Annotated in this window: 11 protein-coding genes; 6 read left to right on the forward strand and 5 right to left on the reverse strand. The window is 48.2% G+C overall.

Features of this window, described 5'->3' with window-relative positions:
* Positions 1-71 precede the first annotated feature (71 nt).
* Together ACUZ8J_RS20300 and ftsZ are read left to right on the forward strand one after the other, a co-directional pair.
* Entirely contained in the window at positions 72-1,067 is a 996-nt protein-coding gene (locus ACUZ8J_RS20300; protein WP_089068750.1) for a helix-turn-helix transcriptional regulator, read from the forward strand.
* A gap of 82 nt (positions 1,068-1,149) precedes the next feature.
* A complete protein-coding gene (ftsZ, locus tag ACUZ8J_RS20305; protein ID WP_446694784.1) occupies positions 1,150-2,286 on the forward strand; it encodes a cell division protein FtsZ in 1,137 nt (378 codons plus the stop codon).
* Between the two features lie 16 nt (positions 2,287-2,302).
* On the opposite strand, the gene ACUZ8J_RS20310 is transcribed toward ftsZ, so the two are convergent.
* On the reverse strand, positions 2,303-2,941 hold the full coding sequence (locus ACUZ8J_RS20310) for a class I SAM-dependent methyltransferase (protein WP_446694785.1): 639 nt from the start codon (positions 2,939-2,941) through the stop codon (positions 2,303-2,305).
* Between the two features lie 58 nt (positions 2,942-2,999).
* Positions 3,000-3,353, reverse strand: coding sequence for a hypothetical protein (locus ACUZ8J_RS20315; protein ID WP_446694786.1), 354 nt, complete (start codon positions 3,351-3,353; stop codon positions 3,000-3,002).
* Between the two features lie 291 nt (positions 3,354-3,644).
* Between ACUZ8J_RS20315 and ACUZ8J_RS20320 the strand changes: the two genes are divergently transcribed.
* Positions 3,645-5,765: a putative bifunctional diguanylate cyclase/phosphodiesterase gene (locus ACUZ8J_RS20320; protein WP_446694787.1), complete on the forward strand. Its 2,121-nt coding sequence runs from the start codon at positions 3,645-3,647 to the stop codon at positions 5,763-5,765.
* A gap of 267 nt (positions 5,766-6,032) precedes the next feature.
* On the opposite strand, the gene ACUZ8J_RS20325 is transcribed toward ACUZ8J_RS20320, so the two are convergent.
* Positions 6,033-6,635: a tRNA-uridine aminocarboxypropyltransferase gene (locus ACUZ8J_RS20325; RefSeq protein ID WP_446694788.1), complete on the reverse strand. Its 603-nt coding sequence runs from the start codon at positions 6,633-6,635 to the stop codon at positions 6,033-6,035.
* Positions 6,636-6,840: 205 nt separating this feature from the next.
* On the opposite strand from ACUZ8J_RS20325, the gene ACUZ8J_RS20330 reads away from it, so the two are divergent.
* Entirely contained in the window at positions 6,841-7,680 is an 840-nt protein-coding gene (locus ACUZ8J_RS20330) for a putative porin (protein WP_446694789.1), read from the forward strand.
* Between the two features lie 71 nt (positions 7,681-7,751).
* Here the strand turns inward: ACUZ8J_RS20330 and ACUZ8J_RS20335 are convergent, their stop codons facing one another.
* Positions 7,752-8,960, reverse strand: a complete 1,209-nt coding sequence (locus ACUZ8J_RS20335; protein ID WP_446694790.1) for a multidrug effflux MFS transporter — start codon at positions 8,958-8,960, stop codon at positions 7,752-7,754.
* Between the two features lie 115 nt (positions 8,961-9,075).
* Here ACUZ8J_RS20335 and ACUZ8J_RS20340 point away from each other — a divergent pair, with 115 nt between their 5' ends.
* On the forward strand, positions 9,076-10,050 hold the full coding sequence (locus ACUZ8J_RS20340; RefSeq protein WP_133181589.1) for a LysR family transcriptional regulator: 975 nt from the start codon (positions 9,076-9,078) through the stop codon (positions 10,048-10,050).
* A 46-nt stretch (positions 10,051-10,096) separates the two neighbouring features.
* Here ACUZ8J_RS20340 and ACUZ8J_RS20345 read toward each other — a convergent pair whose 3' ends face one another.
* On the reverse strand, positions 10,097-11,968 hold the full coding sequence (locus ACUZ8J_RS20345; protein ID WP_446694791.1) for a methyl-accepting chemotaxis protein: 1,872 nt from the start codon (positions 11,966-11,968) through the stop codon (positions 10,097-10,099).
* Between the two features lie 433 nt (positions 11,969-12,401).
* Between ACUZ8J_RS20345 and ACUZ8J_RS20350 the strand changes: the two genes are divergently transcribed.
* A complete protein-coding gene (locus tag ACUZ8J_RS20350; RefSeq protein ID WP_446694792.1) occupies positions 12,402-12,737 on the forward strand; it encodes a hypothetical protein in 336 nt (111 codons plus the stop codon).

Here is a 12,737-nt window from a genome sequence, read left to right on the forward strand (position 1 = left end):
CGACAGCTTTTGTCGCTGCTATTGATTAATATACGGATATTCGAACCTAAGCCTGTAACTTATCAATTAATATGCAGCCTAATTTTCAGCGTCAAGTGACCTTACTCAGCTTAATCCCGCGGGCTCCGCGCAAAATTTCGGTGAATGAATTAGTCGAGCGACTGGCAAACCGCACACAAGATATCAGTAAGCGTTCAGTGCAGCGAGATCTCAAGGCGATGTATGAAATGGGCACCTTTGGCTTGCGCCTCGATGATAGAAACAAGCCCTATGGTTGGTCGATTGAGTCCTGCTGGCGCGGGTTGAACCTAGATCTAATGGACCAACATATGGCGCTGGCTTTAACCACCTTAAAGCGCAGTGCCAGTCAGTTGATGCCACCACAAAGCTTGCAACAACTACAGCCCTACTTCGACAGGGCCGATCAGGTGCTGGCTAGCGATCCCGAAAACCCTTGGCTCTATTGGGCGTGCCGAGTCGCACAGCTTCCCGAGCCTTACCCCTTTATCCTGCCGCAGCACCAACCTCAGTCCTTAGAGGTCATACAGCAAGCTATTTTGGATAAGAAACAAATTCGCTGCGATATCAAAAAATGGATCAATGGCAAAATGCATTGGCTGCATTACAACCCCATTAATCCACAAGGTATTTTGATCCGCGATGGGGTGGCGCTACTCGCCTTTACCATTGGCAGCTTTGATAAGCGCCGCCACCACAAACCGATTGGCTTACTGCGTAACGCGCAGCTATTGCCCAGCGCGGCGGTTAAGAGTGCCGATTTTGATATCAATAAAACCGCACAGGGCTCGCGTGGCGAGAAGATGCGTCTCGAACTGCTGCTCTCCGATAAGGCGAGTTTTATCATGCGCGAAGCCAAGTTTAGCGATAACCAGACCATGCAATTACGCGAGGATGGCCGCTTTTATGTAGTAGCAGAAGTCACTGACACCCCAAAACTGCGCGCAGCATTGTGGGAAATGGCCGATACCGTGGAAGTGCTGGCACCGGTAAAACTGCGGGAGCACTTTGTCGCACTCAGCCAAAAAATGGCGGCGAAATACCGTTAAACCGTTTATCGCATTGATGCGACAAGCTGAGTCGCAACTCAAGGTTAGTCTTGCTTTACCATTGCTAACTGTGAGAGTCGCTATGTTTGAACTAATTCATGAAACCGCCACTGGCGCCATGCCCAAATTAACGGTATTCGGCGTCGGAGGTTGTGGTTGTAATACCATTAATCAACTCAGCCAAGTCAATCTGCCATCCAGCGTAGAATTAATTTCCGTCAATACCGATGCCCAAGCCATGGCAGCCACCAGCAGCCATTACCGCATTCAAATTGGTCCACAAACGACGAAAGGCTTAGGCGCAGGCGCCAAGCCCGATGTCGGCTGCGCAGCAGCGATTGAGTCGGCGCAGGCATTAACTGAACAAATGCAGCATAGCGATATCGTGTTTCTCACCGCGGGATTAGGCGGCGGCACAGGTACGGGCGCGCTACCGCAGGTGGCAAAGCTCGCTCGAGAGTTAACCAAACCTGTTATCGCCGTTGTGACCATGCCTTTTAGCTTTGAGGGCCAGCACAGAAAGACCAATGCCGAAGCCGGACTGCAGGAATTATTTGAGAGCGCCAATGCCGTTATCGTTCTCCCCAACGATAAGCTTGCCGAGGTGCTTGGCGCCAAAGTGACCCTGCTTAATGCATTCAAAGAGAGCAATAAAATTTTACAGGATGTGTTACTGGGGCTTGCCAATACCATCAGCCAAGCTGGGCTTATCAATATTGATTTAAATGACTTTATTTCCGTCATCAGTCGCCAAGGCCGTGCGGCCATGGGCGTGAGTAACCTTAAGGCGGATGAGGATCTTATCTCAGCCGTTAAACGCGCCATGCAACATCCCCTGCTCGATAATATCCAGCTAAATCAAGCGCAAGCTGCGATTGTCAGTGTGGTAGCCAAAGACACCATCGAACTCAGTCAATACAACCAAATCGGTGCCACGGTGCATGAGCAATTACCCAAAGATGCCTTGGTGATTATTGGGTTAACCATCAATCCAGATCTCGAGTCGGAGCTCGAAATCATGGTGATTGCCACAGGAATTGGATTAGAGCAGACAGCAAAGCCTGGCCCAGCGCAGATTGTTGATGATAGTTATATCAATGTGCATGACTTTATTAAGCGTCCAGCCCTACATGTGCCAGAACCGCTGCAAACTAAATACGATGTGGATAATTTACAAATCCCGACCTATTTGCGCCAACAAAAGCCTCCAACGCATTAATTAACCAGAGCTTGGGTTAATTAGTTTGATGCAAAAACACCACGTCTTTGTCGATGATTTCCAGCCGCCAGCCGTAATGCTCGGCGAGCCATTGAAAGGTGGCTTCGGAGTAAAAGTTAATATGGGTAGGATCATTTTTATAGTGCCAAGTGCTAAATGCTGTGGGATTAAGCACTCGCTTGGTCATCACGGCCAAAATGCCCTTGGGTTTCAGTAAGGTGTTTAATAAGGTCAGTAACGCATCGGCATCACTCACATGCTCAATCACTTCGGTAAGGGTAATAAAATCGTATTGCCGCGTGAGTAACTCGGGGTGATTGGCATAATAGAGATCGTAGTTCTCGACCCGATAACCCCGAGTTTGCGCCATCAGACTTAATGCTTTGCCCTCACCACAACCAAAATCCAGTCCCAATGCTGTGAATTCAAAACGCGCCAATAAGGGGGCGAGGGTTCTGTCTAGAAACTGCTGATAACCGAGATCCTGCGGGTGATTCTCGTGCTTATCATATTCGGCTTTTTCCGCTTCAGGGCTCAGATAAAACTCAGCAGGCACGCTCACTAAGGCACAGTGCAGGCACTGTTGGTAATGACGGCGTTTATCTTGGTGATAGGCAACTAAATCGGCACTATGGCAGAGGGGACAGGTATTCAACAGCAGTTTCCTAAAGAGTCGTAAGGCAAACGGCGGATATTGCCTTTAACTAAAAAGATTAAGGTTTGGGGATTTTACGCTCTTTGGCAGCGGCTTCCTTTGCTTCTTGCAGATATTTTTGCTCGCGGCTTTCCCTTTCATCGAACTGCTTTTGAGCCTTAAGCTTTTGTTGGGCTTCCCAATCCTGCGGATTGGACTGTTGGCGGATTTTTTCTTCCCGTGCCGAGGTCTCTTGGGCGGCTCGGCGGGCCTTTTCAAGCTGCGCCTGCTCGATACGCTGCGAGTCGATGCGCGCCTTATCGGCCCTTTGCTCTAAGGTCAGCCGTGGTTTCGGCTGTTCAGCCGCGTGCGCGGTAGGTAATACTAGGCCGACAACGACACTTAATGCGATAGTGGGGATAAGTTTTTGCATCCGATATTCCTTAGAGTCCTTCCTCGGCTGATTGACACGGCAAACTGAGTATTCAGGGCAAAACATAGCATAAAACCGTATTTTGCAGTGATGAGTTAGAATGATTTTCATGTAAGACACTGAAAATCAGCTATCTTAGACTGTCAGTTTTTAGTTGTTATTTGAGCAAAACCTCGATTATGTTTATTTTAACCTCGCTGGAATGATGTACTATTTGAATTAATTTCGTTATAAACGAAGTACCTAGCTATAGGATGTGACCTTAATTTGCGTCACAAGGGAGTATCCTAAATGATCAGATGGCAACACTTGCTCAATAAACTCAGTACAGATGACCCTGTATTGCAAGATAAGCTGTCATGCTGGCAAGCCGATCCGCACCAGACTCCCCTCGCCCTGATCCAAGGCTTTAGTTTTATTAGCGCAAATAGCGCCACCCTCGATTACTTTGGCACCGAATACGATGCCTTAGTGAATACCACGCCCTATGACTTTTCACCTAGGATCCAATCCTCCGGACGCAATAGCGTTGAATTTGCACGGGAAATGATTATTGAGGCGGCATCGGGGAACCATGTCGAATTTAGTTGGCTCCACCTGAGCCAACAGGGTAAAGAACTCCCCACCAAGGTAAGACTCTACCCTTGTTATTTACAGCAACAAGCCGTAGTGCTCGTTGAGCTACAAGCCCTCAACCGTCGAACTCAAGTTCGGCCGTCGATCTCCGATGGCTTTGCCCATATCCCACGGGAAATTATGGCGACCACACTTGAAGAGAGTGCCGAGGCCGTTTACATCACCGATGCTGATAATCGCATATTGGCCGTAAACAAGGCTATGTGCCGTATCTGCGGTTACAGTGCCGAGCAATTGATCGGTAAAACCCCTGAGTTTTTAGAGGCCAAACTCCTGCCTCCAGGGCAAGAAACCGATTGCCAAGCCGCCATGAAACTTCGGGGATTTTGGCATGGCGAGACGCTTAAACAGCGATCTGACGGGAGTCACTTTCCCGCATGGCAGAGCAGTCGCCGAATCGAGACCGATGACAACGCCCTATATCATGTGAATATTTTCAGCGATATCAGCACCAAAAAACTGCTCGAAACGCAGCTCACCGCCCGTGCTATGTACGACACATTAACGGGGTTGCCGAACCGTTATCATCTCAAGCAAATACTCAATAGCGCCCTCGACAAACTGAAGGATGATCCTTCCGCCCTCGGCGCACTGATGTTTTTAGACCTCAATGGTTTTAAGAACATCAATGACAGCTTTGGTCATTCCATGGGTGACAGGGTGTTACAACTGGTGGCCGCGCGTTTAGAAGCGGGCTGCATTGAGAAGGCCGATATCGCCCGTATGGGGGGCGATGAATTTACCTTAGTGTTGCAAGACTGCAGCTGTAAGGAGGAAATTCAATTATTTGCCGAGCAAATACTGAGTCTGTTCGACAGTCCATTTGAAATCGAAGGGCAAAAGTTCTTCCTCGGTACCAGTATTGGTATCGCGCTGTTCCCAACCCACAGCGATCAAGCGGGACAGCTGATTAGCTTGGCCGATACCGCCATGTATAGCGCGAAGAAAAATCAGCCGCACTTAGTCTTTTATGACAAGGCGATGAGCCAAGCTGCCGAGCTTAAATTAAAGCTTATCAACAACCTAAGGCATGCCCATAGCCTCAAGCAGTTCAATCTTGCCTATCAGGCGATTGTGGATTTACACACCAATAAGCCCATAGGTGCCGAGGCGCTGTTGCGTTGGCAAAAATCCCCCAACGAGCATTATGAAGCGGCCGAATTCGTCCCTTTACTCGAGGAAACAGGGCTGATTATTACCATTGGGCAATGGGCACTGGAGCAAGCCTGTAAGCAGGCCGCCATATGGCGCGCGAGTTATCAGCCTGATTTTAAAGTGTCGGTTAACGTATCGCCCTTACAGTTGGAGCATGTGGATTTTGTCGGCCAAGTGATTAGCGCCCTAGAAATGGTCGCTCTGCCCGCCGAAGCGCTGATTTTAGAAATCACCGAGTCAGCACTGTTACGTCAACCCGAGTTAGCTCGCCAAACCCTTGAGCGCATCAAAGCCTTAGGTGTCGGCATCGCCATTGACGACTTTGGTACGGGTCTCTCATCACTCAGCCGCTTAGGAACCTTACCGATAGACAGTGTCAAAATTGATGCTGAATTTGCTCTGCGTTTACATGATGCCTCAGGACAAAAACTTTGCCATGCCATAGTGCAATTAGCGCAGGCTCTCGATATTCACTTTGTGGCTGAAGGCATTGAAACGCAGCAGCAAAAAGACATCATTACCCATATGGGGCAAGGTTTTGCACAAGGCTTTTTGTTTGGCTATCCCAGTTCGGTTGAGCAGTTTACCCAAGCCTTTTTAGCCGAAAGGTGTATCGCTTAAGGTTGAGCTGCAACGCGGTGATAATTGACTGGTTTATGGGTGGATTTTTACGAATTGACTCATTGGCTCGATAGCCCTGCCAGCACACCATTAAGAATGGAATCACTCCCCTGCAAAGCAATTGGCTGGCAAAGCTATCTCATCATTTGCGCAGCAAATGAATCACCGCTATTAAACCTTGTTTTACGTTACGTTAGCGTGATCTGAATAAGATTTTAACTATTTTAATTCGTACGGGGTCTCAAAAACGTAAGAATTTAAAAACACTTATTCTCCGCCCTGATAACGCAGCCTTACTTGAGCTGGCATCGCCCGAATGCGCATATCCACCATAGCATCGAAGGCATTCAATAGAGGCGACACATCTAAATCCAGCTCGAGTGCTTTTAGCATATAAGCACTCGCCTCTAAGGTTGATAAACTGTCGCTGCGACTCGATTTGCGGATCTTGTATCTTGATGCATAACCTTCGGCCAAGTGCACCGCCGGCAATTGAGCTAACCATGGATTGAGCTGCAAAATTTTAAAGGCTTTGCGCCAGGTGCCATCGATCAACAACAGCACACGATCGGCACAAAACTTCTGTTGTTCGACACTCACACTCTGCTCAGAGGGATAAACAAGATAGACCGGGCGTCCGCCATTCATCAATTGTTCGCGCAATAAGGCAAAATCCGCTTCAGTCTCCCCCACATACACTTGGGTGTTGGGGATTACTAGACTTAACACCTTGACGCTATTCTTTTTATGCTCGACTTCCGAGGGATGCTGCAATATCACTAGCTGCGTTTGCGGCTGTATCGGCTGCACATGGGAGCAGAGGCACGCATTCATCGGATAACAGCAAATAGGACAATAGTGGCGACTCAAAGCAAACTCTCTATAAAACATTTAGCCAGCAGTATAACAGCTCAACTCGCTCAGCATGACATTCTGTTTAGTTGTTGAATCAAAAGCATTATTGACATCTTATTAACAAAGTGTATCTTTCGCTCACTAGGACGTAACGGCTGATAACGCCTCTATATAGCTATGGTGAGGTTGTTATTCGTCATTAATAACAAAAGGAACAGCAATGCTCATTAATCGACTCAATCTCGCGCTATTATTTGCCCTTACCAGCACCACAACCTTCGCTGCAACAGATAACACCTATCAACACGATGCATCACTAGAGTATGCAGGCTCAAGTGAAGCATTCGACGATGGCACCTGGAATACTAATTATCGCTATTACTTCACCCCCGTTAGCCAAGATAATGTTCCCTATGCACTTAGCGGATTTTTAGCACAAACATCGAATTTGGGTGCTAACTATGCGGGTTTCGAAGGTGATTTAGATGCTTATGGGGTGAATGGTCAATACGTGTTTGCCTCGAAATGGTTTATAGGCGCGAATTACCAAAATCTTGGTGCAGACTTATTTGACAGTGATACCTATGGCGTCTCAGTGGGTTATTACTTCAATTCCACCTCGAGTGTGTACTTAGGCTATAGCAAAAATGACCAAGACTATGATATTGGTTTTGGTGCCAAAGCGAACGCAGACCTTGACACCTTTAACCTTGGTCTGCGCAGTTTTCTGCCATTGCAAACCACTGCAGGTGTCGATTTAACCGCACAGCTATTTTTTAGCCAATCTGATTACAGCGTGAAAAACAGCCCCTATGGTGGCGATATGAGCGATAGCAACAATGCCACTGCGCTCATGCTGTCCGCAGATTGGTATCTCACCCGCGCTTGGTCAGTGGGTGCTAACTATAGCGTTCAAGAAGATACCGATCCCTATGGCATTAGCACGGCCTACCACTGGCGACTCACTGACTCATTCAGCGCTATTGCCCGCGCCACTAAATCTTTCGAACCCGATGAGGATGGCGTGTTTTTAGCCCTAGGCATCAACGGTCGCTTCTAAAAAATGCCCGTAGCTATGGTCAAATAAGCTACGGGCAAAGGGTGTATCTTAAGTTAGCCGTTTAGGGCCTATTAATGCTCGGCGACTAACTGCTCTTGGTGCCAGTGGTCAAATCGGCTGAGCGCCATCATTGAAAGTAATCCGATAGAGAAAAATCCCATGACTAACGCCACCGCATAGGGGGCGGTCAGGTTTGTTTGCTGCACTAAGCCTGCGATAACGGATGCGCCACTCATTTGGATAAAACCTAACATTGCCGTTGCGGTTCCTGCACGCTCGCCAAAGGCAGACAGTGCCATACTGGTTGCTGGGCCTAACAGGAATGCAAAACCAATACATAACAACATCATAGGCAACATAAAGGCAAAAGCAGCAGCCATACCCGCACTCGGGCCAAAGGCCTGTGCCATAACAATCAATATCGCCGACAGTACAAGTAGTGCTAATGCTAAGATCGCGGTTGGACGATTGCCTAACTTGCGGATCACCACTGGTGCAGCAAAACAAGCACCGATATTGACCAAAGCATTCAATCCAAATAAACCGCTAAAAGCCAGCTCGGATACCCCTAGATGGCCGATAAGCCATACGGGAGAGTAAGACACATAACTTAAAATCGCCGCCATTGCCGACATGCAAGCAAAGGCATAGAACAAGAAATGGGTATTGCTCAGTACGGGTTTATAACGGCTCCAACGGTACAGTGGACCTGTGCTAACCGTATTGGCCGGACGAGTTTCAGGTAAACGATAGCCCACCAATAGCATCATCAAAATCGCGTACAAGGTCATAAACACAAAGGTTGAACGCCAGCCAAACTGCATAGCCAACAGACCACCAAGGGTGGGTGCCAATGCCGGAATAACGCAGATAGCCCCATTTAAGTAACTGTAAATCTTGGCGCCTTCCTTCGGCGAATAACAATCGCGCACCGCACTAAATACCACAATTGAGGTCGAACAGGCCGCTAATCCTTGTAGCACGCGGGCAATTTGTAACCAATGGAATTCAATCGCAGCAGCGGCAAGCAAACTGCTGGCACCATAGAGCAGCACGCCAAAGAGTGCCACAGGTCGACGTCCGTACCGGTCGGCTAAGGGACCAATCAAAATTTGACCCACACCCATAGCAAATAAAAACAGTACTAATGTGGACTGTACTTCGCTGGCAGACACGGCGAACTCTGCCGCCATAGTGGGCATAGAAGGGAGGTAAATATCAATTGCCAGAGGGCTAAGTAGCACCAAAGACATCAAAATAGGTAACAGATTGCGCCGCATAAAACTTATCTCGGTTAAACAGTAAAAAGTATTTCAGTGGGCGCTATTTTAAATAACTCAAGGTATGAACAGAAATGGTATAATTTCCAAAGTGAATTTCCCCTGAGGAATATCTATGAATCTCGACAACTTAGCCAGAATCGATCTCAACCTACTGGTGATATTGAAGGTTTTGCTCGAAGAGCAGAGCGTCACCCGAGCGGCGAGTCGATTGCATATTAGCCAGTCTGCCTTGAGCAAGAGCTTGAATCGTCTGCGAGAAACCTTAGATGATCCCCTGTTCCAACGCACTGCACATGGGCTTAAACCCACTGCCCATGCGCTCAATATCGGGCTGAAGTTGCCGAATATTTTGCAGGACTTATATCAACTCACTCAGCCACCGACGTTTACACCGGCCAGCAGTAACAGGCAGTTTTCCTTTGCCATGGTTGAAAGCGCCTACGAAACCTTAATTCCCTATTTTATCGGCCCATTGTTAAGCACTGCACCGAATCTGAAGCTCGACTCCTATGTGTGGACCGAGAAATCGATGCACGATTTGCAGCAGGGGCAAATTGACTTTGGGATCTCGGGGCGGGATTTACACCCGCTGTCAGACTCGCAAACGGACAGACTCCCAGATGGCATTAGCTGCCAAACCCTGTTTACCGACAGGCAAGTGTGTTTGGTGCGCCAAGATCATCCTTTGATGGCCGCTCTCACCTCACCACAATGGGATTTAAATTTGTATTTGGATATGGCACATGTGCAGGTGCGTTGTGAAGGGAGTGATTGGTGGGCGCTGGATTACTTTCTAGCAGACCTTGGCCACAGGCGTAAAATCAGCACAACTGTGCCCGATTTTTATGGCGCGGCCAGCATCTGTGCCCACAGTGATTTGATTTTTACCTTACCATCGAGCTTTGCACTGCACGCATGCAAGCTGTATCCACTGAGGCTGTTGCCTCTGCCCTTTGAATTTATCCCTATGGCCTATGTGCTGCTCTGGCACCAGCGCAACGATGAAGACCAAGGTCATAAATGGATGCGCGATACCATCTGTCAAAGTGTTGAAAAACTGATGCTGCCGCAGAATTCGAGCAAATAAAAAGCCCAGAGTATTTACCTACGCTGGGCTTATGCCGTCATCAAGCTTACAGAATAAAGGTCGCAACCTGAGCATTGAGATCGTTCGCACGCGCCTTTAATGCTTGCGCTTGCGTCAGATCCGACTTTGCGGCCTCGGTGATTTCGTCGGTAATATCTTTAATCGCTACAGTATTTTGGGTGATTTCCCCCGTGACCTGTGTTTGCTCTTCGGCGGCAGTGGCAATTTGGCCTGCCATATCCGAAATAACATTCACAGCTTGGGTGATTTCCTCCAGCGCCTTGGCCGCAGCATTGGCATCTTCCACGCTGTTGCCCGCAAGCATTTGACTGCTTTCCATCAAACTAACCGCTTTAGCTGTAGTGCGTTGCAAGGTTTCAATGGTCGCATGCACTTCTTGGGTCGAATCCTGCGTCCGACGCGACAATACCCGCACCTCATCGGCGACCACGGCAAAACCACGACCCTGCTCACCCGCGCGGGCGGCTTCAATCGCTGCGTTGAGCGCTAATAGGTTAGTCTGCTCAGCAATTCCTTGAATTGTCGCTAAAATGCTAGAAATCGACTGGGCATGGCGACTTAAATCTTCAATCACGTCTGTTGCCTGAGTGACTTCATTGGCTAGGGAATTGATCGAACTGCGGGTTTTATTGACCAGCTCTTTGCCTTGAAAACTACTCGCGGCCGACTGCTGCGCCGCTGTTGCAGTGTTTTCCGCATTGGCGGCAATTTCATTGGTCGCGCTCGCCATTTCGGTCACCGCCGTTGCCACCATGGCCACTTCCTGCTGCTGACGTTGCAACTCTGCCACGGCAATATGGTTGGTTTTAAGACTGCGCTCTGCATCCGCATCTAGCTCGCTGGCTAACTGACGAATATGGCTGATAAGTTGATGCTGGCTGCCGACAAAACGGTTAAAGCTATCGGCCAATACGCCTACTTCATCCTGTGTGTCGACCTCTATGCGTTGAGTTAAATCGCCATTGCCGTCGGCAATGCGTGCCAGCGCCTGAGACACGCGTCCAAGTGGGCCTAGCAGTAGATTTACCAACCAGGAAATCGCCAACACGCTCAGGAGTAACACTACGGCAGCGAGTCCAAATTGCGTTAACAGAAGATCGGTTAACGGCGCCTCAAGAGTCTCCTTATCCAGCACTATCACCAACTCCCAATCGGTATTGGGAATATCGACGCCCCAGACTAACTTATCACGGCCCTCATTCTCAAAATACATGGGCAGCAAGGCTCCCGCTTGGCGGCTCTGCTGCGGTAAATCATGATTCAAATCATTGTCGATTTGGCCGACGGGCTTCATCGCCTTAGAGGCATCTTTGTAGGCAATCACGGTGCCGTCTTTGTGCATCATGATCGCATAACCATTGGCGGGGAGCGTCATGCGATTCACGCTCTCGACTAAGCTCGCAATCGAGAGATCGCCCCCCACTACACCTTGAGAAGTCGGCTGCGCCATAGTGACCACTAACACGTTATAGGCCACGTCAACATAGGGTTTTGTCAGGATAAGACCGCGCTCATTCATCGCCTGTTTATACCAAGGGCGCGTTCTCGGATCGTAACCCGTGCGGTCGATACTTGGATCTGAGTCCAACATCTGCCCTGTCTCGGTACCAAAATAAGTCAGCTGGAATCGTCCAGAGGCCTGTGCCTGTTGCAATGCACTTAAACTGTTACCTTCTACCTTAGATACCAATGCGCCCACGATATCTTGGCGTCCAGCCAGCCATTCTTGAATGCGTTCGGCCTGTTGTTCACCCAAGCGCTGCACCTGCTCTAGGCTATTTTGCAATAACAATGATTTTTGACTGGAGTAGCTTTGCCAAGACAGCAAGCTGATCACGAGGGACAAGGCGATCACGACCGAAATCAGGATCTTTTGTTTAAGTGAATATGAGTTCATTTTGGTATCTACGATTTACACAGCACTGAAGGAAGGTATTGGACGAATGGTCATCACTCACTGTAATAAATTTACAGATTTAGCCATGACCAATCAAAATATCGGTTAAATTTTCGCACATCTCGCACAACAAACAAAGAATCACTTATCATCAAATTAATAAATAATTAAGCAAAAACATAAGGATAACTTTAATCAAATCATTAAAAACCTAATGATAACTAAAAGATCACAGACACCTCAGATTACACAACAATGTAAGCTTCCAGACGTAAAACAACGTAAATTAACCCAAATTAACGTGACCCAATCCGTTTATTTATTGCACACTGACTCTCCATAGCATTGGGAAAGAGGCCTCTCGATGATGCCAATATGGCAAATCCTTAGATGATTTACCTTACGCCTCGCCCCATTTTGATTAGGAGTTCTTATGATCTATCAACAATTTCAACAGAGCCCATTTCAGCCACGCATTTCAGGAGCACGGGCTTGGTTAGCCATGGCCGTTAGTGTCAGCCTAATCTGTTTATCACTGTTTTTATTGCCTTTTGTGCTTTTATTTGGCGCTATTGCGCTCGGCTGCTTAGTGCTATTTAGTCGCATTTACGTGGCGCGCCAAATGAGTAAGTTTAATCGTGCCCAAGCACAAGCAAGGGAAGCGGCGAGCCAAGAGACCGAGTTTTATCGTTCCACGAATGTGGTGCGTGAACCCCATGCAAAACACCACACTGGTCGCACCTTTGAACATCAAAATGATGAAGGCTAA

The organism is Shewanella sp. Koi 1 (assembly GCF_052907445.1).

What these genes read in the sequence shown, in the direction of transcription:
- ACUZ8J_RS20315 (WP_446694786.1), bottom strand. Translation starts at nt 3,353, where the DNA reads ATGCAAAAACTTATCCCCACTATCGCATTAAGTGTCGTTGTCGGCCTA.
- ftsZ (WP_446694784.1), top strand. Translation starts at nt 1,150, where the DNA reads ATGTTTGAACTAATTCATGAAACCGCCACTGGCGCCATGCCCAAATTA.
- ACUZ8J_RS20340 (WP_133181589.1), top strand. Translation starts at nt 9,076, where the DNA reads ATGAATCTCGACAACTTAGCCAGAATCGATCTCAACCTACTGGTGATA.
- ACUZ8J_RS20300 (WP_089068750.1), top strand. Translation starts at nt 72, where the DNA reads ATGCAGCCTAATTTTCAGCGTCAAGTGACCTTACTCAGCTTAATCCCG.
- ACUZ8J_RS20330 (WP_446694789.1), top strand. Translation starts at nt 6,841, where the DNA reads ATGCTCATTAATCGACTCAATCTCGCGCTATTATTTGCCCTTACCAGC.
- ACUZ8J_RS20320 (WP_446694787.1), top strand. Translation starts at nt 3,645, where the DNA reads ATGATCAGATGGCAACACTTGCTCAATAAACTCAGTACAGATGACCCT.
- ACUZ8J_RS20335 (WP_446694790.1), bottom strand. Translation starts at nt 8,960, where the DNA reads ATGCGGCGCAATCTGTTACCTATTTTGATGTCTTTGGTGCTACTTAGC.
- ACUZ8J_RS20350 (WP_446694792.1), top strand. Translation starts at nt 12,402, where the DNA reads ATGATCTATCAACAATTTCAACAGAGCCCATTTCAGCCACGCATTTCA.
- ACUZ8J_RS20345 (WP_446694791.1), bottom strand. Translation starts at nt 11,968, where the DNA reads ATGAACTCATATTCACTTAAACAAAAGATCCTGATTTCGGTCGTGATC.